21 protein-coding genes and 1 tRNA gene are annotated in these 20864 nt (G+C 66.4%); 11 read left to right on the forward strand and 11 right to left on the reverse strand.

Annotated elements, in window-relative coordinates; genetic code table 11:
* The first annotated feature begins 4 nt into the window (after window positions 1–4).
* The 3 genes from ASF79_RS03670 (at window position 5) to secA (ending at window position 4583) form a co-directional block, all read left to right on the forward strand.
* Window positions 5–817, forward strand: a complete 813-nt coding sequence (locus ASF79_RS03670; RefSeq protein WP_055851993.1) for a ComF family protein — start codon at window positions 5–7, stop codon at window positions 815–817.
* An 11-nt stretch (window positions 818–828) separates the two neighbouring features.
* Window positions 829–1554, forward strand: coding sequence for a ribosome hibernation-promoting factor, HPF/YfiA family (hpf, locus tag ASF79_RS03675; protein ID WP_055851995.1), 726 nt, complete (start codon window positions 829–831; stop codon window positions 1552–1554).
* 170 nt (window positions 1555–1724) lie between these two features.
* Entirely contained in the window at window positions 1725–4583 is a 2859-nt protein-coding gene (secA, locus tag ASF79_RS03680; RefSeq protein WP_055851999.1) for a preprotein translocase subunit SecA, read from the forward strand.
* 117 nt (window positions 4584–4700) lie between these two features.
* Here the strand turns inward: secA and ASF79_RS03685 are convergent, their stop codons facing one another.
* Window positions 4701–5174: an Rv3235 family protein gene (locus ASF79_RS03685; RefSeq protein ID WP_200933520.1), complete on the reverse strand. Its 474-nt coding sequence runs from the start codon at window positions 5172–5174 to the stop codon at window positions 4701–4703.
* Between the two features lie 341 nt (window positions 5175–5515).
* Between ASF79_RS03685 and ASF79_RS03690 the strand changes: the two genes are divergently transcribed.
* Window positions 5516–6130 carry a hypothetical protein gene (locus ASF79_RS03690; protein ID WP_055852002.1) on the forward strand — a complete coding sequence of 205 codons (615 nt, stop codon included), beginning with the start codon at window positions 5516–5518 and terminating at the stop codon, window positions 6128–6130.
* A 17-nt stretch (window positions 6131–6147) separates the two neighbouring features.
* Here the strand turns inward: ASF79_RS03690 and ASF79_RS03695 are convergent, their stop codons facing one another.
* Complete coding sequence (locus ASF79_RS03695; RefSeq protein ID WP_055775327.1) at window positions 6148–6429, reverse strand: helix-turn-helix domain-containing protein; 282 nt, start codon at window positions 6427–6429, stop codon at window positions 6148–6150.
* 86 nt (window positions 6430–6515) lie between these two features.
* On the opposite strand from ASF79_RS03695, the gene ASF79_RS03700 reads away from it, so the two are divergent.
* From ASF79_RS03700 to ASF79_RS03710, 3 genes are read left to right on the forward strand one after another with little or no spacing between them, the layout of a single operon-like run.
* Complete coding sequence (locus tag ASF79_RS03700; RefSeq protein WP_055775325.1) at window positions 6516–7160, forward strand: flagella basal body P-ring formation protein FlgA; 645 nt, start codon at window positions 6516–6518, stop codon at window positions 7158–7160.
* Between the two features lie 5 nt (window positions 7161–7165).
* On the forward strand, window positions 7166–8437 hold the full coding sequence (locus ASF79_RS03705; protein WP_055852005.1) for an AAA family ATPase: 1272 nt from the start codon (window positions 7166–7168) through the stop codon (window positions 8435–8437).
* Window positions 8438–8441: 4 nt separating this feature from the next.
* On the forward strand, window positions 8442–9935 hold the full coding sequence (locus ASF79_RS03710) for a sensor histidine kinase (protein WP_055775320.1): 1494 nt from the start codon (window positions 8442–8444) through the stop codon (window positions 9933–9935).
* A gap of 85 nt (window positions 9936–10020) precedes the next feature.
* Here the strand turns inward: ASF79_RS03710 and ASF79_RS03715 are convergent, their stop codons facing one another.
* Window positions 10021–10269: a WhiB family transcriptional regulator gene (locus ASF79_RS03715; protein WP_044442296.1), complete on the reverse strand. Its 249-nt coding sequence runs from the start codon at window positions 10267–10269 to the stop codon at window positions 10021–10023.
* A gap of 279 nt (window positions 10270–10548) precedes the next feature.
* On the opposite strand from ASF79_RS03715, the gene ASF79_RS03720 reads away from it, so the two are divergent.
* Window positions 10549–10914 carry a hypothetical protein gene (locus tag ASF79_RS03720; RefSeq protein ID WP_235500619.1) on the forward strand — a complete coding sequence of 122 codons (366 nt, stop codon included), beginning with the start codon at window positions 10549–10551 and terminating at the stop codon, window positions 10912–10914.
* A 28-nt stretch (window positions 10915–10942) separates the two neighbouring features.
* Here the strand turns inward: ASF79_RS03720 and ASF79_RS03725 are convergent, their stop codons facing one another.
* The gene (locus ASF79_RS03725) at window positions 10943–11293 is read right to left on the reverse strand and encodes a DUF2200 domain-containing protein (RefSeq protein WP_055775317.1); all 351 of its coding nucleotides are present in this window, start codon (window positions 11291–11293) and stop codon (window positions 10943–10945) included.
* Between the two features lie 18 nt (window positions 11294–11311).
* Window positions 11312–11794, reverse strand: coding sequence for a thioredoxin-dependent thiol peroxidase (gene bcp / locus ASF79_RS03730; protein WP_055852008.1), 483 nt, complete (start codon window positions 11792–11794; stop codon window positions 11312–11314).
* Window positions 11795–11877: 83 nt separating this feature from the next.
* On the opposite strand from bcp, the gene ASF79_RS03735 reads away from it, so the two are divergent.
* Window positions 11878–11950 (forward strand) — tRNA-Lys (locus tag ASF79_RS03735).
* A 51-nt stretch (window positions 11951–12001) separates the two neighbouring features.
* On the opposite strand, the gene ASF79_RS03740 is transcribed toward ASF79_RS03735, so the two are convergent.
* The 4 genes from ASF79_RS03740 to ASF79_RS03755 all read right to left on the reverse strand — a co-directional run bounded on the left by ASF79_RS03740 (window position 12002) and on the right by ASF79_RS03755 (window position 15788).
* Window positions 12002–12385 carry an MmpS family transport accessory protein gene (locus tag ASF79_RS03740; RefSeq protein WP_055775312.1) on the reverse strand — a complete coding sequence of 128 codons (384 nt, stop codon included), beginning with the start codon at window positions 12383–12385 and terminating at the stop codon, window positions 12002–12004.
* A 149-nt stretch (window positions 12386–12534) separates the two neighbouring features.
* Complete coding sequence (locus ASF79_RS03745; RefSeq protein ID WP_156366148.1) at window positions 12535–14019, reverse strand: hypothetical protein; 1485 nt, start codon at window positions 14017–14019, stop codon at window positions 12535–12537.
* Between the two features lie 30 nt (window positions 14020–14049).
* Entirely contained in the window at window positions 14050–15057 is a 1008-nt protein-coding gene (locus ASF79_RS03750; RefSeq protein WP_055853112.1) for an alpha/beta hydrolase, read from the reverse strand.
* The gene (locus tag ASF79_RS03755) at window positions 15054–15788 is read right to left on the reverse strand and encodes an alpha/beta hydrolase (protein ID WP_055852013.1); all 735 of its coding nucleotides are present in this window, start codon (window positions 15786–15788) and stop codon (window positions 15054–15056) included. The genes ASF79_RS03750 and ASF79_RS03755 overlap by 4 nt, the downstream gene beginning before the upstream one ends.
* Window positions 15789–15824: 36 nt before the next feature.
* Between ASF79_RS03755 and arfB the strand changes: the two genes are divergently transcribed.
* The gene (arfB, locus tag ASF79_RS03760; protein ID WP_055852015.1) at window positions 15825–16247 is read left to right on the forward strand and encodes an alternative ribosome rescue aminoacyl-tRNA hydrolase ArfB; all 423 of its coding nucleotides are present in this window, start codon (window positions 15825–15827) and stop codon (window positions 16245–16247) included.
* 22 nt (window positions 16248–16269) lie between these two features.
* Here arfB and ASF79_RS03765 read toward each other — a convergent pair whose 3' ends face one another.
* Window positions 16270–18063, reverse strand: coding sequence for a glycoside hydrolase family 15 protein (locus ASF79_RS03765; RefSeq protein ID WP_055852018.1), 1794 nt, complete (start codon window positions 18061–18063; stop codon window positions 16270–16272).
* A gap of 56 nt (window positions 18064–18119) precedes the next feature.
* Here ASF79_RS03765 and ASF79_RS03770 point away from each other — a divergent pair, with 56 nt between their 5' ends.
* Entirely contained in the window at window positions 18120–19496 is a 1377-nt protein-coding gene (locus ASF79_RS03770) for a glucose-6-phosphate dehydrogenase (protein WP_200933522.1), read from the forward strand.
* An 8-nt stretch (window positions 19497–19504) separates the two neighbouring features.
* On the opposite strand, the gene ASF79_RS03775 is transcribed toward ASF79_RS03770, so the two are convergent.
* Window positions 19505–20860, reverse strand: coding sequence for an AMP-binding protein (locus ASF79_RS03775; RefSeq protein ID WP_156366149.1), 1356 nt, complete (start codon window positions 20858–20860; stop codon window positions 19505–19507).
* Window positions 20861–20864 lie beyond the last annotated feature (4 nt).

The following is a 20864-nucleotide window of genomic DNA, read 5'->3' on the forward strand; positions in this document are numbered from 1 at the left end:
AGCGATGGATGCCCGTGGCCGCCTCGTCGAGGCGATGCTCGACGGTCTCGCCGTGCTCCTGCCCGTGGAATGCGCGGGGTGCGGCACAGCGGACCGTGGCATCTGTGCCGACTGCCGCTCGGCGCTCGTCGCGCCCGATCGTGTCGGGCGCCACCTGCTCGTGGCCCCGGGCGCTCCTGCGTCGGGCAGCGGCGATCTGCCGCTGTGGTTCGCGGTCGGCTACGAGGGAGTGCCGAAAGAGATCCTGCACGCGCTCAAAGAGAGCGCGCGGCTCGACGGCGCGCGGCCGCTCGGACGGCTGCTCGGGGTGGCCGTTGCGGACGCCCTCGAAGCGATCGAACCACATCTTCCGGCCGGTGCTCGCCTCGAGACACTCGTCGTTCCATCGTCGCGCTCGGCCTTCAGACTGCGCGGTTACAACCCCGTCGAGTCTCTCCTCCGCTGGGCCGGGCCGCAGCCGCATCGCGCCACCGGTCTCCGCTATCGTCGCACTCCGCGCGATCAAGCATCCCTCGGCGCCGACGAGCGATGGGCCAACCTCTCTGGATCCATCGAGGCGGTCTCGACGCGGCTCGAGGGGCGGCATCTGCTGCTCATCGACGACGTGGTGACGACGGGGGCGACCCTGCTCGAGTGCCGTCGCGCGGCCGAGTGCGGGGGAGCGTCCGTATGGGGTGCGGCTGCTCTCGCCCATACAGCAAAAGTCAAGCGAACAAACAGTGAATTGCACGGTGACTTAGTCAGCCAGCGGGTCTACGGTGGGGGAAAAGGCGCGGAATCCAATCGCCCTCGACTCGGGCGCCGCGTCTTGGACTAGGAGAGATCGCCTTGGAAATCAACATCACCGGACGAAACCTAGGAATCACCGATCGATTTCGGGATTACGCGACGGAGAAGGCCGAGAAGGTCGAACATCTCGCCGATAAGGCACTCGCGCTCGAGGTCAAACTCTGCCGGCACAACTCGGCCACCGGGACTTCCGGCGACGACCGGGTCGAACTGACGTTGATCGGTCCTGGACCCATCGTTCGAGCCGAGAGCGCCGCAAGCGACAAGTACGCGGCATTCGACCTCGCCCTCGCCAAACTGATGGAGCGCGTGCGCCGGGCCAAGGACCGCAAGAAGGTCCACCGCGGAAAGCATCGTCCGGTCTCGCTTCGCGAGGCCTCGACGGGTGGCTTCTCCGTCATCGACATCACGCCCGCCGATGCCGAAGTACTGAACAGCGTCGACAGCACAGGAGCTGTAGCGCCGCGGGCCGAGGAACCGGACACGCCGAGCTACTCCGAGGATGACGACTACTCCGAGTACTCGCCGGTCGTCATCCGAGAGAAGGTGTTCCCAGCGTCTCCGATGACAGTCGACGACGCGCTCTATTACATGGAGCTCGTGGGGCACGACTTCTACCTGTTCATCGATGCAGAGAGTCACCGACCCAGCGTCGTCTACCGACGCAAGGGATGGGAGTACGGAGTCATCGGCCTCGACGACAACCCGGCTGAAGCCGCAAGCGCCGTCGCAACGGCCGCGGCAGCCGGCGCATCCGCCCGTTGAGTCGCCCGGCGTAGAGTACGCCGACGAAGGCCCGACCCTGCACAGGGTCGGGCCTTCGTCGCGTTGAGCGCAGATTCAGGCGCGATTCCGGTGGCGCACAGACAAGGCAGGCTAGAATTGCTGGGATTGTCGGCCAAATGCGCCGCAATATCAGCAGTAGGAGACTCTCTGTGGCTTCAGTTCTTGAAAAGGTTCTTCGTGTCGGTGAAGGTCGCATTCTTCGCAGGCTCGAGGGCTACGCGAAGGCGATCAACGCACTCGAAGACGGGTTCAAAGACCTCACTGACGAGGAATTGAAAGAGGAGACCCCTGCGCTGCGCAAGCGCTACGAAGACGGCGAGAGCCTCGATCACCTGCTTCCCGAGGCGTTCGCGGCCGTTCGCGAAGCCGCGCGCCGCACGCTCGGGCTGCGTCACTTCGACGTTCAGCTCATGGGTGGCGCGGCCCTCCACCTGGGCAACATCGCCGAGATGAAGACCGGTGAAGGAAAGACCCTCGTGGCGACCCTGCCGGCGTATCTCAATGCGCTCACCAGCAAGGGCGTGCACGTCGTCACGGTCAACGACTACCTCGCGAGCTACCAGTCAGAACTCATGGGCCGCGTCTTCCGCGCCCTGGGCATGACCACCGGCGTCATCCTCTCGGGTCAGACGCCGGCCGAACGCCGCGTTCAGTACGAGGCCGACATCACCTACGGCACGAACAACGAGTTCGGCTTCGACTACCTGCGCGACAACATGGCGTGGCAGGCCAGCGACATGGTGCAGCGCGGCCACAACTTCGCGGTCGTCGACGAGGTCGACTCGATCCTCATCGACGAGGCTCGCACCCCGCTCATCATCTCCGGCCCTGCTTCAGGAGAAGCGAACCGCTGGTTCACCGAGTTCGCGGGCATCTCGACCCGCCTGGTCATCGACGAAGACTACGAGGTCGATGAAAAGAAGCGCACGGTCGGAATCCTCGAACCGGGCATCGAGAAGGTCGAAGATTACCTCGGCATCGACAACCTCTACGAGTCGGCCAACACGCCGCTGATCTCGTTCCTCAACAACGCGATTAAGGCGCGGGCGCTGTTCAAGAAAGACAAGGACTACGTCGTGCTGAACGGCGAGGTTCTCATCGTCGACGAGCACACCGGCCGTATCCTCGCCGGACGTCGCTACAACGAGGGAATCCACCAGGCCATCGAGGCCAAGGAGGGCGTGGCTGTCAAGGCAGAGAACCAGACCCTCGCGACGGTGACCCTCCAGAACTACTTCCGGCTGTACGACAAGCTGTCGGGCATGACCGGTACGGCCGAGACCGAGGCCGCCGAGTTCATGTCGACCTACAAGCTCGGCGTCGTCGCCATTCCGACGAACCGCAAGATGCAGCGCATCGACCAGTCCGACCTCGTCTACAAGAATGAGCAGGCGAAGTTCGACCAGGTCGTCGAAGACATCGTCGAGCGTCACGAGAAGGGCCAGCCGGTGCTGGTCGGAACGACGAGCGTCGAGAAGAGCGAGTACCTGTCGCGACTTCTGGCCAAGAAGGGTGTTCGGCACGAGGTGCTGAACGCTAAGAACCACGCTCGTGAGGCCGCCATCGTGGCCCAGGCGGGTCGACTCGGTTCGGTCACCGTCGCCACGAACATGGCCGGTCGTGGAACCGACGTGATGCTCGGTGGAAACGCCGAGTTCCTCGCGGTCGCCGAGATGAACTCGCGCGGTCTGAGCCCGGTCGATACTCCGGAGGAGTACGAGGCCGAGTGGGACGCCGTGTTCGCGAAGGTCAAGGCCGACGTGCAGGAGGAGGCCGACAAGGTCGTGGAGGCCGGGGGTCTCTATGTCCTCGGAACCGAGCGCCACGAGTCACGTCGAATCGACAACCAGCTCCGGGGTCGTTCCGGTCGTCAGGGAGACCCGGGCGAGAGCCGGTTCTACCTGTCGCTCACCGACGACCTGATGCGCCTGTTCAACGCGGGTGCCGCCGAGAGCCTCATGGGTCGCAGCAACGTTCCCGACGATCTCGCGATCGAGTCGAAGGTCGTCTCGCGAGCCATCCGCAGCGCTCAGTCGCAGGTCGAGGGCCGCAACGCCGAGATCCGCAAGAACGTGCTGAAGTACGACGACGTGCTGAACCGCCAGCGCGAGGCCATCTATTCGGATCGCCGCCACATCCTCGAGGGCGAAGACCTCGAAGACCGGGCTCAGAAGTTCCTCGTCGACGTCGTCGACGACGTCATCGACACCCACGCGGGCTCCGGCACCGGAGACGACTGGGACTTCGACGCGCTCTGGACCGAGCTGAAGACGCTGTACCCCGTGTCGATCACCATCGACGAGGTCGTCGCAGAGGCGGGCGGAAGCAAGGGTCGAATCGATCGCACCTTCGTGCGACGCGAGATCCTCTCCGACGCGCAGCTGGCGTACAAGAAGCGCGAAGAGACCCTGGGCGAGACTGCGATGCGCGAGCTCGAACGCCGGGTCGTGCTGTCGGTCATCGACCGACGCTGGCGCGACCACCTGTACGAGATGGACTACCTGAAAGACGGCATCGGCCTGCGTGCGATGGCTCAGCGCGACCCGCTCGTCGAGTACCAGCGCGAAGGATTCGCCCTCTTCCAGTCGATGATGGGCCAGATCCGCGAAGAGACCGTGGGCTTCCTGTTCAACCTCGACGTGCAGGTCAACACGCCGGCCGGCGAAGTCGATGCCCCCGTGGTGCAGGCCAAGGGCCTCGAGGACTCGACGGTCACGGAGAAGCTCAGCTACTCGGCTCCGAGCGACTCCGGCGGAGTCGAGGTGCGCAACGAGAAGGGCCAGATCGAGCAGGCGGCCACGGCTCGTGCCGCGAAAAAGGCCGAAGAGGAGGCTGCTCCGGTCGCCTCGTCGTTCTCTCGGGGAGCGTCAGCTCCGGCGGCCGCCCCGGCGGCATCCGGTCAGCAGGGCGCGAAGCGGCCCGCCTCGGGCCCGCAGGCCAAGCGACCGAGCAACGCGCCCGCGGCCAACAACCGCGCAGACCGACGCAAGCAGAGCAAGAAGAAGTAGGCCCTCGCTCCCTGAGTCTGTCGAAGGGGCCTGACGTAGGCTGTTTGCTCGACCAGTGCCACGTCGGCGCTGGTCGAGTAATCGTGCGACGAAGGAGCCGACGTATCGAGACCAGGCTCAGAGAACGTTGATCGCGCTTGCGCGCCACCGCTTGTCGAGGCCCTCGAGGCGGATCGCGACGGCACGGGTGCGCGCCTTGCCATGCACGATGACGACGCCTTCGACGACTCCGTCGGCCGGTTCGCAGGTAATCGTGTTTCCGATGCGGAACGACGGTCGACCGGCAGGCGCTCCTCGTGCCTGACGAGCCCGGGTCGACAGCACCACGCGCTTGAGGAGATGCCGGTAGACGTCGTCTGCCACCCATCGGGAGAGCTGGTCGAGATCGCGAGCTCCGGCGAGGACCTCGAGTACGCATCGCGCGAGATTCTCCATGAGCGGTACCGGGTTCGGAAGCGAAGACGTCGAGGTGGGCTGGGCATCGAAGTATTCGAGACGTTCCGGCTCGAGACGCTCCGGCTCGAGACGTTCGGGCTCGGCCTGCGAGGTCGTCGCGGTGTCTGGCCGGATCGGCGGCACGGCTCGAAGCACGGCTGAGCCTCGACGTGCGCTCGGTTCGACGGGGGAGTGTGCTGGGAGGTGACTCGGCATGGTGTCTTCTCTGGCAGTACCGGCGTGTAGAAGGTGAGCAGCTGCTTCAGCAGCGTGCTGCGACGAGCGCGGGCGCGCCGCAGTGACCTTGGTGAATCGGTCGTCCCGTTCGTTCCCCAGATGGACTCTCGATGCACTGTCAGTGACAACAGTGGTGTTCTTACCCCCACTCGGGGGATATCTGGATACTTAACCAGGGCTCGACTGATGGTGTCTACAAGCGTTTCTGCCCTGTGGATAGATTGCGCGGGCGGCATCCAAGACCCGTTACGGTTCCTCCTATGCGATGGGACAACCTGTTCTCTGATCTCGAGAGTCAACTCGAGTACGGGCTGAACGCCGAGGAGAACGACCTTCACGAAGAGGAGGAGCGGCTTCGACTCGGTCGGCTGTCGCTGCGTGACAGGCTTCGTCAGGTCGTGGCCGTCTCCGACCGCGGAGCGAACTACTCGATCACGTTCACCCTCGTCGGGGGCGTCACTCTGTCTGCCAGAGTGACGACCATCGGCAAGGACTGGTTTGCTGCCGACCTCGGCCTCGTCGCCGGCGGAGGCCTCGAGCGTGCACAGAAGCAGTGCATCGTGCCGCTCGGAGCCGTTCAGGGGTTGTCGCTCACGAGAAGGCAGATCCGGCACTCGCTCGAGCCGCATTCGCCCGAGGCACCCGCGGCCATCACCGACAGGCTCGGCCTCGCGTTTCTTCTACGCGACCTCTGTCGCCGCAGAACCACGGTCGACGTGACGCTGCAGACGGAGTCCCTGTTCGGGACCATCGACCGCGTGGGTCGGGATCACTTCGACCTCGCACTGCACGAGGCCACATCGCCACGGCGCGACGCCGAGGTGGCGGGCTACCGTCTGATCTCGTTCGACTGCCTCGTGATGATCGCCGTGTGATGCACGCGGTTCTGCGCTCACCGTCTGATGATGCGCCCGTCAGACAGCTCGGGCAGCGGCGCGGCATCGGATTGATTCCAGAGCGACAGTCGCCGACTCTCTTCGTACATCGCCTCGATATACGACTCGAGAACGTCGCGTTCGATGCGCCAATGACCGCTCGCTCCGACTTTGATGGCCGGCAGCTCGCCGGATCGAACGAGGGAGTACACCTGCCGCGCCGACACATTCAGCACGTCGGCCGTGTCGGCGAGAGTGAGGAAGCGACCGAGTCGATCAGGAGAATCGGGTCCGTTCATTCCTCAATTATGAAACCGCGTCACCTGTCGCGACGGGCCTGTGGATAACTTTCCCGCGTGCCGTCGATCGTTGGCACCATGTGCGTATGGACCGATCCGCTCCCCGTGCCAGAGCCCACCGCTCGTTCGTCTTCGATCCCCGTTTCGTCATCGGCGTTGCTCTCGTCGTCGTCTCGGCGCTCGGGGTCACCTGGTTGGTGGCCACCGTCGATCAGACCGCCGATGTCTTCGTGGCGTCGTCGACTCTGAACACCGGCGAGCTGTTCACCGCCGACGACCTCGCCGTCGCGCACGTGCGACTCGGTTCGGCAGAAGAGCACTACCTCGATCCTGACGACATCCCAGCCGACGGAGTCGTCGCGGTCAGGCCCATCCGCCAGGGAGAGCTCGTGCCGAAGGGCGCCGTCGGAACGGTTCGTGCCGGTGACGAAGCGCAGGTGGTCGTCACCGTGTCCGGCCCTGTTCCCGCGGTCGTCGAGCGATCGTCTCGGGTCACCCTGTGGGCGTCGGCGGCCTCCGAATCGGGCACGACTTTCGAGGCTCCGGTCGTGCTGGTGGCCGAGGCCGAGGTCGTCTCGGTGATCGAGCCGACTGGCATCGTCGCATCCGGCTCCGAGATGCAGGTCGAGCTCAGGGTGCCGCGAGAGTCCGTGGCATCGGTGCTCGAGGCGATGGCGAACGGGGCGGCGCTCGCGATCGTTCCCGACGACGAGCCAGTGGCCTCACGGTGACCGGGATGCTCTCGGTCGTCACCTGTCTCGATGATGATGCGAGTGAGCGGCTCGTCCACGAGATCGGCGCAGCCGACCATGACATCGTTGCCCGGGTCGATTCAGCTCACGCCTTGATCGAGGCCGTGCGGGGCGGCGCCATCGACGGCATTATCGTGTCGGCGACCCGTCGGCATCTGACCCTCGATGTTCTCGCCGAGGCAGATGAAGTCGGCGTGCGCATCGTGGCCGTGGCCGGCGATGACGCCGAACGACGGTATGCGCTTTCGCTCGGGCTGTTCGAGGTCGTCGACGTGCGCGCTCCGTGGAGCGACATCGAGGCACTGCTGCGTGGCGGCATCGCCGTGCCTTTGGGTGCTCCCGCCCAACGCGGCGCCGGAACGGTGATCGCCGTCTGGGGGCCGGCCGGTGCGCCGGGTCGCACGACCATCGCCATCCAGCTCGCCGCAGAGCTGGCGTTCCGCGGGCGCACCGTCGCGCTGGTCGATGCCGACACCTACGGGGGAGCGGTGGCGCCCAGTCTCGGCATGCTCGATGAGTCGCCCTCGTTCGCTGCCGCCTGCCGCCTTGCGGCGCGCGACAGCCTGACGCTCGCAGAGCTCGAGCGCGTGGCGTCTCGCTACGTCTCGTCGAGGTCGGAGTTCTGGATTCTGAGCGGAATCGGGCGAGCCTCCCGGTGGCCAGAACTCGGGGCAGACCGGGTGACGAACGTGCTCAGCACCTGCCGTCAGTGGGTCGACTATGTGGTCGTCGACACCGGATTCAACCTCGAAGCCGACGAGGAGATCGCGAGCGACATGTTCGCGCCTCGGCGGAACGCGGCGACCTTGGCAGCGCTGCGGCAGGCCGACCACGTCGTCGCCGTCGGGGCGGCCGACCCCATCGGCCTCTCCCGGTTCCTCAGAGCTCATGTCGATCTTCTCGAACAGATCGAGACCGCGCAGGTCTCCGTCGTGATCAACCGTTTGCGCGCCAGTTCTGTGGGCAGCAACGCGCAGCACCAGGTACGCCAGACGCTGAGGCGGTTCGGAGGGCTCGACGACGCGGTCTTCGTTCCCCTCGATGTGCCGGGCGTCGACGCGGCCGTTCTCTCGGGAAAGACGATCCACGATGCGGCCCCGCGTTCCCCCGTGCGCGCGGCCATCGCGCAGCTGGTCGACGCCGACATCCTGCCGCCGTCGGCGCAGGGAACGTCGAGAAGGGAGGCACGACGAGCCGCTCGACAGGCACAGAAGACCGGGCCGCTGCAGACCCTACGCGCCCGTCGCCTAGGCTAGGCAGGTGTCGACGCTCAGTGATCTCGTACTTGCCCAGGGCCGCTCCTCCGAAGCCGATGTCGAATGGCTGCATCTGCTGGTCAGCGACTGGCAGCTGCTCGCCGATCTCGCCTTCGCGGACATCGTGCTCTGGGTTCCCACCGCCGATGATTCCTTCCTCGCGGTCGCCCACGCGCGCCCGTCGAGCTCGGCGACCCTGTTCTATCGCGACTTCGTCGGTCAGAAGATCAAGCCCGAGTGGAATACCCAGGTCACCGAAGCGTTCCGCAACTCGGTGATCGTCGACACCGCGGCACCCGACTGGTACGAGGAGACCCCCACCCGCGTGCGTGCCGTTCCCGTGCTCCGCCGCCTCGTTCCCAACGATCGACAGACCACCGACAACCCCATCGCGGTCATCACTCGGCACACCAACCTGAGCGAGACCCGCACTCCCAGTCGTCAAGAGCTGACGTTCAACGAGTGCGCAAATGATCTCTTCGCCATGATCGGAACGGGCGATTTCCCCGACCTGGGCGCCCCGACCGGGCCGCGCCGAGGCGCACCCCGCGCATCCGACGGTCTGATCAGACTCGACGCCGACGGCATCGTCACGTTCGCCAGCCCCAACGGTCTGTCGGCGTTCAACCGCATGGGCTTTCCCGAAGAGCTCGAGGGACAGTCGCTCGCCGAGGTCACGACGACGCTCCTCGGTGGCCGGCTTGAGGTCGACGAGTCGCTGCCGCTGGTCGTGACCGGCCGAGCGCCGTGGCGCACAGACATCGAGGCGAAGGGCGTCACGGTCTCTCTGCGCGCCATTCCGCTGCGCCTGCAGGGCACGCGCTTCGGTGCGATCGTGCTGTGCCGTGACGTGACCGAGCTGCGGCACACCGAGCGGGAGCTCATCACGAAAGACGCGACGATCCGCGAGATCCACCACCGGGTCAAGAACAACCTGCAGACCGTCGCATCGCTTTTGCGCATCCAGGCCCGTCGAACGCACTCAGAGGACGCGAAGGACGCCCTGACCCAGGCCATGCGTCGGGTCGCGGCCATCGCCGTCGTGCACGACACCCTCAGCGAGGGCCTCAATCAGCGCGTCGACTTCGACGAGGTGTTCGACCGTGTGCTGCTGCTGGTCGCCGAGGTGGCCTCGGCCCACAACACCACCGTGCATCCGAAGTCGAGCGGAAGCTTCGGCGTTCTTCCCAGCGAGTACGCCACTCCGCTCGCACTGGCGCTCACCGAGCTCGTCACGAACGCAGTCGAGCACGGGCTCGCCGGGCAGGAGGGTCAGGTCGAGATCGTGGCCACGCGCTCGGAAGAGAACCTGACCGTCGAGGTGCGCGACAACGGAACCGGCCTGCCGGAAGGCAAGGTCGGCTCGGGTCTGGGAACGCAGATCGTGCGCACCCTGATTCAGGGCGAGCTTGGCGGCACGATCGACTGGCACACGATGGTGGGCTCGGGCACGGTCGTCACGATCGAGATCCCGTTCCGCTGGCTCACGAAGCCGTAGCAAACACGAACGAGCCGCGATTTCGTGAACTGTCGCGGGTAAGAACGACAGCCCGCGATATCGCGGCTCGTGTGTGCTGTGTCGGCTAGGAGGCGCGGCGCGCGCGGGCGGCGCGACGCTTCAGAGCGCGGCGCTCGTCTTCGCTTAGTCCACCCCACACGCCCGAGTCCTGACCGGTCTCGAGGGCGTACTGAAGGCAGATCTCGGTGACCGTGCAGCGTGCACACACGGTCTTGGCCTTGTCGATCTGATCGACAGCGGGGCCGGTGTTGCCGACGGGGAAGAACAGCTCGGGGTCTGCTGTGAGGCAGGCTGCTTTGTCGCGCCAATCCATGGGGGTGCTCCTTATAGTGCGGAAGCTTGGGCTGCCCTACGGTTGTAGAAAAAGGCTCGGCCTAAGATTCGGGTGAAGGTCAATGGCACAGGGACTGCTGCAAAAAGAAATCTGCATCCACCCACGTCACTGTGAGCAACATTGACCTCAAATATGGTCGCATACTGGTAATTGCAAATCAAGACTTTTCTAGGGGTAACGGCTGTGAGTGAACCGCTGAATTCGAAGCCAAATTCCGGTGAACAGATATCGGATCAGTCGTCGCGACGACCGATTCTGTTGATCGCTCTCTCCGTTGTGCTCGCAGCAGAGGCGGCCCTCGCGACGGGCGTGACGGTCTGGCTCGTCTTCGAACTGCTCACCGCCACACCCGATTCGTTCGCGTCGGCCGTGGTCATCCTGCTTCTCTCCGCGGGCCTCGCGTGTGCGCTCTGGGCGATGGTCGTGGGCCTGCTGCGCCGGCAGAGCTGGGTGCGGGGCGCGGCTTTGACCTGGCAGCTTCTGCAGATCGCTGTCGCGATCGGATGCTTTCAGGGCGTTTTCGCCGTTCCGTCGCTCGGGTGGGCGCTGCTGATTCCGGCCGTCGTCGCGATTCTCCTGCTAATGAGTCCGCCCGTGGTCGCGGCCACGCGTCGGCTCGGCTAGCGCGGGCCGGGTTCGCGAGCGCCGTCGATCAGGAGCGGAGGATGGAGGTCATCTTCTTTCCGCGACCGACCTCATCGACGAGCTTGTCCATATAGCGGATCTTCTGCATGAGCGGGTCGTCGATCTCTTCGACCCGGATGCCGCAGATGACTCCGGTGATGAGCGTCGCGTTCGGATTGAACGCCGGCGCCTCATCGAAGAACTGCTCGAGCGTCACCTCGTCGGAGATCGTCTGCTCGAGCTCGGCTTGGCTGTACCCCGTGAGCCAGCGGATGACCAGATCGACGTCTGACGGACTCTGGCCCTTGCGTTCGGCTTTGGCCACGTAGTGCGGATAGATGCTCGCGAAACTCGTGCTGAAGATGCGATGCCGTTCCATGGCTCGACTCCTTTCGGCTCAGCTGTCGATACCCAGCTTCTTGCGCAACGAGGCCACGTGGCCCGTCGCCTTGACGTTGTAGAGCGCGTGGGTGATGACGCCGTTCTCGTCGAGCACGAAGGTCGAGCGGATGACGCCGGTGACGATCTTGCCGTAGAGAGATTTCTCACCCCAGGTGGCATACGCCTCGTGCACGGTCTTGTCGGGGTCGGAGAGAAGCGGGAACGTGAGGTTCTGGTTCTCTTTGAATGCCGCGAGCTTGGCCGGCTTGTCGCGTGAGACGCCGAGCACCTGGTAGCCGGCGCCAGCGAGCGAATTGAGGTTGTCGCGGAAGTCGCACGCCTGCGTGGTGCATCCGGGGGTGTCGGCCTCAGGGTAGAAGTACACGATCGTCTTCTGCCCGCGGAAGTCGCTGAGCGACACCTCGGCGCCATCCTGGTCGAGGAGCGTGAACTCGGGGGCGGGCGTACCGGCGGTCAAGCGCGAAGCGGTGTCGGTCATGGTTCTCCTCGATATCGAAAGCGTCACACGACGCTCATAGTTCATGGTAGTGTTTTCCCTCGGCGCCGCAGTTTCGCGCCAAGGCACCTCTAGCTCAATTGGCAGAGCAACTGACTCTTAATCAGTGGGTTCCCGGTTCAAGTCCGGGGGGGTGCACCGAAGGCCCGGCATCGTCACGATAGCCGGGCCATTTTTCTTTAATCTGGTCTAATTGGCGCCCTGGCAGGTGACAGCTGCGGAGGGCCCCGTCGAGGTCTGCGACGCGATAGACGTGCCATCCACACTGATATCGCAGGTGATCGTCGAGCCCGTTGCTCCGAGCTGGCCAGCCAGGCGCAGAATGCTGTTGCTGAACGCTCCGTCGGCGATCGTCACCGTCTTGGACCAGGGCAATGTCGCGTCGTCTGCCTGAGCCAGTGATACGTCTGCGCCGTCGACGATGACGTAGGTGAGCGAGGTCGACGAGCTCGCGTCGCTGGTGATCGAATAGACGACGACGTGCTCGTCTGTCGCCTCGTCGTTCGCGGCGGCGCATCCGGTGAGCGCGAGTGCCGACAGTGCGAGCACACCGGCCGCGAGTAGTTTGCGCATGGTCGCACCCTTCTTTCTTTGCCTCTGGCAGTCTCGCAGACGCGCATCTGATGTGAATCCGCGCCCGTGGTGAAAGACGACGAAGGGGCCCGAGGTCAGTGCGACCTCGAGCCCCTTCAGCGCGGAACGGCGCCTCAGCGCGACCTAGCTCAGTCCCACTTCACGACCGGGTTGTCAGAAGCCATGTCGACTGACGGCTTTCCGAGTGCAGGGGCGAAGTAGATCGAGCAGCGCCCGGTCGCTCCGTCTTTCGTGCAGTCGGCGGTGACGGTCGGCGAACCGATGTACTCGCCTTCCACCAGCGTCGGGTTGTCGTAGCTCGGCGTGGCCTTGAGCGAGTCGAGCGTGGCGTTCGCGTCGGCGCTGAGGCTCCGAGTGATCGTGCCGTCGGCCAGCTGGGTTCCATCGCTGATGGTCGCGGGAATGTCGATACCGCATCCGGCCGTCAGCGTGGTCGAGGCGATGCAGGCGTCGACCGCCGACCGCACGAGGCTGCGGAACTGCTGCAGCGCCTCGTCGGTGAGGGCGGGCTTGATCTCGCTCGTGTCGGCAGATTCGTACGACTCCGTCACGGTCACCGTGGTGGGGCCGGTCAGCGTGAAGTTCTTCAGCGAGGTGGCCAGCTCGTACGTTCCGGGGAACACGTCGACCTGTTCGGCGTCGACCGCCACGCCGTTGATGGTCAGACCGAGGCCGTCGAAGGAACGCGTGTAGATGGAACCGGTACCGCCGCCGATCTCCCACTTGCCGTCGTCGTCGTAGTCGGACGCGGTGAACGTGGTGCTGACGGGCTCGCCGTTCATCAGGTACGACGCCGTCACATCGGCGGAACCGCTGTCGCCGTCTGACTTGGGTACCTCGATCTCGGTGATCGGGCCGAGCTTGTTCGAGGCCTCCAGAGCCTCGTCGGTCAGCAGCGTGCTGTCGCCGGGAGGCGAGCCGAGGTAGCTGAGCGCGGTCTTGGCATCGCTTTCGGAGATGGCGGTCAGATAGCCCTCGACCGCGTCAGAGGGAGACGATGCCTCAGACGAGGTCTCTCCGCCGCCCCCGCCCCCGCCGCCACCGGAGTTGCCGGCGATGCGCGACACGCCGAAACCGACCCCGATGACGAGGAGGAGGACCAACACGATCGCTCCGCCGACGATGCCGATGATCGCGCCGGTGCCCAGCTTGCCCTTGGGCTTGGTCGGCGGCGTGTACGCACCTCCGGGCTGCGAGCCGTACTGCGGAGACGCGTACGGTGCGGCGCCAGGCTGAGGTGCGGAGCCGTACTGCGGCGGCTGGGGTGCGCCCGAGTTCTGGGGCGACGACGGAGCCTGGGGAACATAGGGCGCCTGCGCTGCGGGCGGAGCGGGCGGAACGGGCGGCATATACGGCTCCTGCGGTGCCCCTGGGGCAGGCGGGGCAGGAGGGGCAGGTGGAGTCGACGGACCAGTCGGCGCCTGAGGCGCTGCGGGTTGCTGCGGCTCGGAGGGTTGCTGAGGCGCTGCGGGCTGCGCCGGCACTGCGGGCTGCTCCGGCTCTGAGGACGTCGGCGGAGTCGCCGGTGCGTCCGGCTCGGCGCCGGCGCCGGGGAAGGCGGGCAACGGGTTCGCACCGAGCTGGTCTGGGGCCTTGTCGTCGTTGTCGCTCATGGGGTCCTTCTCGTTCAGGGGGTATCGGCTCTACACAGTGTGGCGTCTGACGAAGTCGATCGCGAGGCGCAGCGCGGCAAGTCCCTCGGGCCGGTCGAGGTCGAATTGGTATTCGTGCCCGAGCGTGGGCGCATGATCGTGGGGCCAGAAGAGGCGTGTCACATCGACACCCAGCGACTCGAGTCGTTCCGCGAACGGCTTCGCCTGGGCGTCTGTCAGCGGATCGCTGTTGCCTCCGCTGATGAAAGTCGGCGGAAAGGAGGCCGTCGCTCGGCGCATCATCGACATCTGTTTCAGAGAGGGCGACGAGGCGAAGCCGAGCCCTCCGATGTAGGCGTGGAGCGCCGCCCGATTGCCCCATCCGGTGATGCCGGTCGAGCGCAGAAGTCCAGACATCTCGTAGATGCCGCAGTGCAGAATCACGCCGCGCACCTGCTGGGCGGTGAGCCCAGGCCGGATGCCGAGCTCCGCCGCGTAGGCCGGGTCGGTGATCGCCGTCGCCAGCTGGCTCGAGAGCTGGGCGCCCGCGGAATCCCCGGCCAGCACGATGCGATCCGCGTCGACGTTCAGCTCGTCGGCGTGTGCCACGACATAAGCGTGGGCGTCGTTCAACTGGCGGACGGCGCCCGGGTAGCGGCTCGCGGGGCCGCGCGTGTAGTCGAGGCTCACGACGGTGAAGCCCGCCGCGGCGAGCAGCTCGAAGTACGGCGCGGCGTTGGCCCGCCCGCCCGAGATCCACGCGCCGCCGTGCGTCCAGATCACGGTAGGTCGAGGAGCCGACGTGCCGGCCGGCCAATAGGCATCCAGCAGCGCCTGCGGGTCGTGCGGGCGATACCGGATGCCGGTGGTCCGGTCGATGCCGCCGGGAGAGTGTGCGCGCAAAGCCTTCAGAACCCGCGCCCCGTCACGATCGAAGACGGAGCGCACGATGAGGGCGGAGGGCCAGGGGCTGAGCCTCCACGCGGAGACCGCCGCTGCAGCTGCGATGCCGGCGAGCACCACCCAGCGGGTGATCGCGCGTGATCGTCGTCCGCTCATCGCCACGCTCCCGTGATCGCCTCGGTGATGGCGTCGCGCATGTCGGAGTCGTCGATCGACGACTCGCCGTCGCCCGCCTGCAGGCCGTAGTCGCCGAACGCGGCGTGATTCGCGCCGTCGATCTCGACGAAGGTCGTGTCGGCAGGAAGGGCCGCTTTGTTCGCGTCGATCTTCTCGGGTGTGCTGAGGCCGTCGTCGCTTCCAGACAGAGAGACGACCGCCATAGCGGAGCCGGACAAGTCGTTCGCGCAGTACGAGCCGAAGAGCACGAGACCCCTCACCTCGGGAGAATCGGCGTACATGCAGGCCTTCACGCCTCCAAGCGAATGCCCGCCGACGTACCAGTCGGAGACGCCCGGAGCGAGCGCGGTGAAGGCGGAGAGAGGCCGGGTCTCGAAGAGACCGAAGTTGAGGAACGGGCGCACGATCACCACGGTGTATCCGGCGTCGACGAGCCCCGACAGCTTGTAGGCGTAGGCGACGGGTTCGATCTTGGCACCCGCGATGAAGACGAGGCCCTCGCCGTTCGGATCAGAGGCCGGAGTGAGCACCACGGAGTCGCGCGAGTAGTCGATCAGAACGGCTGGATCGTCGGCGACCTCGGCGAGGGGCTCGCGCTCGGCAGCGGAGGTCACGTTGGCGTAGACGAGAAAACCGCTGGCCCCCACGACGATCGCGGCGACGAGAACGAGAACGGCAGTGCGCAGCGCACCACGACGGCGGGAGGACATGGGGCCAATTCTCCCTGATCGTGCGACGCTGTGAGGATGGACCTCGAGGTGACAGACGAACTCACCATCCCGGCGGCGGAGCTCGCCTGGCGATTCTCGCGATCGTCCGGTCCGGGTGGCCAGCACGTCAACACCTCCGACAGCCGCGTGCAGCTGACGTGGAATGTGGTGGATTCCCTCGTTCTCGGCGAATCGCAGCGGGAGCGGCTCGTGAGCAGGCTGGGCCGACGCCTCACCAACGGTGGCATCACGGTGACGGTCTCTGCGCAGCGCTCCCAGCTGCGTAACCGCGAGACCGCTCTCGAGCATCTCGGCGACATCGTGCGCGAGGCGCTGGCGCCTGCCGCTCCGCTCCGTCGCGCGACCAAGCCCACGAGAGGCTCGGCCAGGCGTCATCTAGCAGGAAAGAAGCGGCGGTCGGAGACGAAGCAGCAGCGACAGCGCCCCTCGGCCGACTAGCGCCCTGGTCGGGTCGCCCCTGTCAGTTCTCCTCAGTGGTGGGCGGCGAGTGCCGGGCGATGGCGTCGGCGGCCCTCACCAGCGCGAGATGCGACAGGGCCTGAGGGGTGTTGCCCATCTGTCGACCCGCGGCCGGGTCGTACTCCTCCGAGAGCAACCCGACGTCGTTCGTGAACGAGACGAGCCTGTCCATCAGAATGACGGCGTCGTCCAGTCGGCCTGATCCCGCCCACTGCTCGACCAACCAGAACGAGCAGGCCAGAAACGGATGCTCGCCGGCGGGCAACCCGTCGACGTCGCTCTCGGTGCGGTAGCGCATCACCAGCGAGTCGTTGAGGAGGTCGCTCTCGATCGCCTTCACCGTGCCGAGCATCCGCGCATCCGTCGGGGCGCAGAACCCGGTCTGGGGCAGGAGCAGCAGAGACGCGTCGACCTCGGTGCTGCCGTAGTACTGGGTGTAGGTGCCGCGCTGGGCATCCCACCCGTTCTCCTCGATCTCGGCCCGCACCTCGTCGCGCAGCTTCTCCCACTTCTCAGCGGGTCCGTCGAGCCCGAACTCGCGCACGCCGCGCACGGCTCGATCGAGGGCCACCCAGATCATGACCCGCGAATGGGTGAAGTGCTGCAGCTCGCCCCTGATCTCCCAGATGCCGTTGTCGGGCCTGGTCCAGTTCTCTTCCACGAAGCTCATCAGCGCCCTCTGCAGCGGCCAGCTGAACTCGGTCTCCTCTGCGCCCGCGAGACGCGCCTCGTGCAGCGCCATCATCACCTCGCCGATCACGTCGGCCTGGTACTGCAGAGCGGCGCCGTTTCCGATGCGCACGGGAGACGCGCCTTGGTAGCCGGGCAGGCTCGTGATCTCGCGCTCGGGCAGGTCTCGTTCGCCGGCCAGCCCGTACATGATCTGAATGTCTGCGGGGTCGCCCGCGATGGCGCGCAACAGCCAGCCGCGCCAGTTCACCGCCTCTTCGGCGAAGCCGTGCGAGAGCAGAACCTGCAGAGTGAGAGACGCGTCGCGCAGCCAGACGTAGCGGTAGTCCCAGTTGCGCACGCCGCCCTGCGTCTCGGGCAGCGAGGTCGTGGCGGCGGCCACGATGCCTCCGGTGTCCTCGTGGCTGAGCGCACGCAGAACGAGCAGCGAGCGGATGACCTCCGGCCCGTACGGCCCCTCGTGGGTGAGCGACTTCGACCACTCGGCCCACCACGCCTTGCTCGCGGCGACGCGCTCGTCGAAATCGAGCTGTGCCGGCGGCTGCCGGTGCGACGGGAACCACGTCAGCGAGATGTCGACGTGACTTCCCTCTCGAACCGCGAACCGGCCCTGGTGCCGGGTGTCGACGGCGGTGAGTCGGGGGCCCCGGCGCACCAGGGCATCCGGGCCCGCGATGGCGACCAGCAGCGGATGGCCGTTCTCGCTCGACTGCCGCACCCAGGGCACGGCCGTCGCGTATCCGAACCGGATCACCAGCTCCTCGATCATCTCGACGTGCCCCGAGACGCCGCGAACCCGCCGCAGAACGTCTGCGCGTCGGTCACCGTGCGGCATCAGATCGGTGACCTCGACCACGCCGGTCGGTGTCGTCCAGGTCGTGACCAGAACGAAGGAGCTGCCGTCGTAGACGCGGGTGGCGGTGGCGTCGGGGGAGCTCGGCGCGAGCAGCCAGCGCCCGTGGTCCTCGTCACCGAGAAGCGCGCCGAACGTCGAGGGCGAGTCGTAGCGGGGGAGGCAGAGCCAATCGATGCTTCCGTCGCGACCGACGAGGGCTGCCGTGTGGCAATCGCTGATCAGGGCATAATCTTCGATGGCCAGGCTCATGACCCCATCCTGACACCATCCAGCTGTGAGCAGCGCCGACGACTAGCCTGTCTACCATGTCGAAGAAACTGTCATCGTTGATCATTCTCGGAGCATCGGGAGACCTCACGTCGCGTCTGCTGCTGCCCGGTCTCGGCCAGCTGCTCGGCGAGCAGAACGAACGTCATCTGCAGCTGATCGGCGTGGGGGGCGCCGACTGGAGCGACGACGATTTCAGGAAGGTCGTCGATACGGCATTCTCCGCCGTCGACTGCACCGGACCGTCGGGCGAGCACACTCGAACCACGGCCACCTACCTCAAGGCCGACGTCACCGACCCTGCCGTCCTGCAACAGCTCATCGACTCGTGCGAGGTCGCACCCGCGATCTACTTCGCCCTGCCGCCCGCCGTCGCCGTCGCGGCGTGCGAGGCGCTCGAGAAGGTGACGCGGCCGGCGGGTCTGACCCTGGCCCTCGAGAAGCCGTTCGGCACCGACGTCGCGAGTGCCGAGGCACTGAACGCCCAGCTCGCGCGCCTGGTGCCCGAGAACCAGATCCATCGCGTCGACCACTTCCTCGGTCGCTCGACCGTCTTCAACCTCCTCGGCCTGCGCTTCGCGAACCGCATGTTCGAGCCGATCTGGAACGCCGAGCACATCGAGAAGATCGACATCGTCTACGACGAGCAGCTCGGACTCGAGGGCAGGGCCGGCTACTACGACACGGCCGGTGCACTCATCGACATGATCCAGAGCCACCTGCTGCAGGTGATGGCCGTGGTCGCCATGGAGCCGCCGTCGACGCTGGGTGCCGACGATCTGCGCGACGCGAAGGAGATCGTGCTGCGCGCGACGAGCCTCAAAGGTGGCGACCCGTCGACCTCGTCGAGGCGCGCACGCTACACGGCCGGTGACGTCGACGGCCGCGAGATGCCGGCCTACTCGAAGGAGCCCGGCGTCGTCGCGTCGCGCAAGACAGAGACGCTCGCCGAGATCACCGTGCAGGTCGACACATGGCGCTGGATGGGCGTGCCCTTCACCCTCCGCAGCGGCAAGGCGCTCGCGGAGCGGCGTCGAGAGATCGCCATCACCTTCAAGAAGGCCAACCGCGTGCCGACCGGGCTGACCGGCACCGCGCATCCGAACGTTCTGCGCATCTTTCTGGCGCCCGACAAGATGTCGCTCGAGGTCAATGTGAACGGGCCGGGAGACCCCTACGAGCTCGAGAAGACGCAGCTCGAGGCGATGTTCGGCGACGGTCAGCTGCTGGCCTACCGCGAGGTGCTCGCGGGAATCCTCGATGGAGATCCGTCGCTCGGGGTTCGCGGCGACTCGGCCGTCGAGGGATGGCGCATCGTCGCGCCCGTGCTCGAGGCGTGGCGTGCAGACGACGTTCCGCTCGACAGCTACAAGGCCGGGTCGAAAGGCCCGAGCGGCTGGGCGCCGATCGGCTGACCGCCTGTCTACGCGAGCGAGACGTATCGTCGAGGCTTGCCCTCGCCGAGATCCGACAGGCTCTCGCGGCGCACGACCGTGACGGGGCGACCGAGAAGTGCTTCGAGCGTGGTGGCGATCCGGCGCGCGTCGCCGCGCGCGACGACGGCCTCGACCCCGCCCGTCGCATCCTGGGTCACCGACCAGCCGTGTGCGCCGGCGGATTGCAGCTGCTGCGTGAGATCGACGCAGGCGACCCGCGAGCCGTCTGCCGCCAGAAATGTCGTGGCTTCGCGACCCTCGAGATCGGCGATCGCGGCTCGCCCGTCGACCTCGACGAGCGTGCCGTAGTCGCTCGTCCGATAGCGCACGAGAGGCAGCAGAGGGTTCTCGCCGGCCGTCACCACGATCTCGCCTCGCTCGCCCCGAGCCGCGGGTAGGCCGCGCTCGTCGACGATCTCCACGTGCACCCGGCGGTCGAGAATGACGAACGGCCCGCCATCGGCACTGGATGCGATGGGACGGGTCTCGTGCAGACCGTATATGTCGATCACGGGGCAGCCGTAGGCCGCGACGAGCTCGGCTCGCAGGGCGGCACTGAGTCCCATCGCTCCCGAGAAGATGACCAGGGGCCGGAGAACGGCGACGAGTTCGGGTGCGAGCAGTTCTGCGAGTGAGGTGGGGCTGCCGCTGACGGCCTGGGGATTCTGGGCCTCGAAGAACCGGGCACGCGTGGAGCGGTCGGGCCACTGGCCGTCTGCCAGATTGAGGCGAGCCATGGTGGCCTGGTCGAACGAACTGATCACCGACGCGTAGGTGAATGCCTGGCGCTGGTGCACGACATGGGCGAGGGCCATCCGATCGGGATCCGGTGACCACTCGACTCCCTGCTCCGCCGCCAGCGCGACGAGAAGGTGGAAGGTCCGCGCTGTGTCTTCGATGTCGTCGGGAATGAGGAGCGCCCGGCCCGTGCTGCCCGAGCTCGATCCGTGCACCGCCTGCTCCAGATCGGCGTCGAGCGGAACGAAGGCCGAGACGTCGTTCACGAGGTCGTCACGCGTGATCAACGGAAAGTCGGCGAGCGTCACCAGCTCGTCAGCGTGCCGCCGATAGGCCGGCAGCCGACGGGCCACCTCGAGATGCCGCTCGAGCCAGCCATCGACAGGCAGCGGAGTGCGCACCCGCAGCGCGGCTTCGGCGCTCAGCCTGTCGCCCGTCGCGTGCACCCACGCCGGGGCCAACGGATGCGTGCGCAACGCCTCGAGGCGTCTTGCGCCCGCCGGCGACAGGCTCGGCCAGCGCTCCGAGTCGTCGAGCGCGATCTGACCGCCGGGAGTGTATTCAGCGATGGCGAGAGGATCGTCTGTTCTGTGGCTCGATGTCATCGCG

Source organism: Agreia sp. Leaf335, from assembly GCF_001423605.1.
Lineage (GTDB): Bacteria > Actinomycetota > Actinomycetes > Actinomycetales > Microbacteriaceae > Agreia.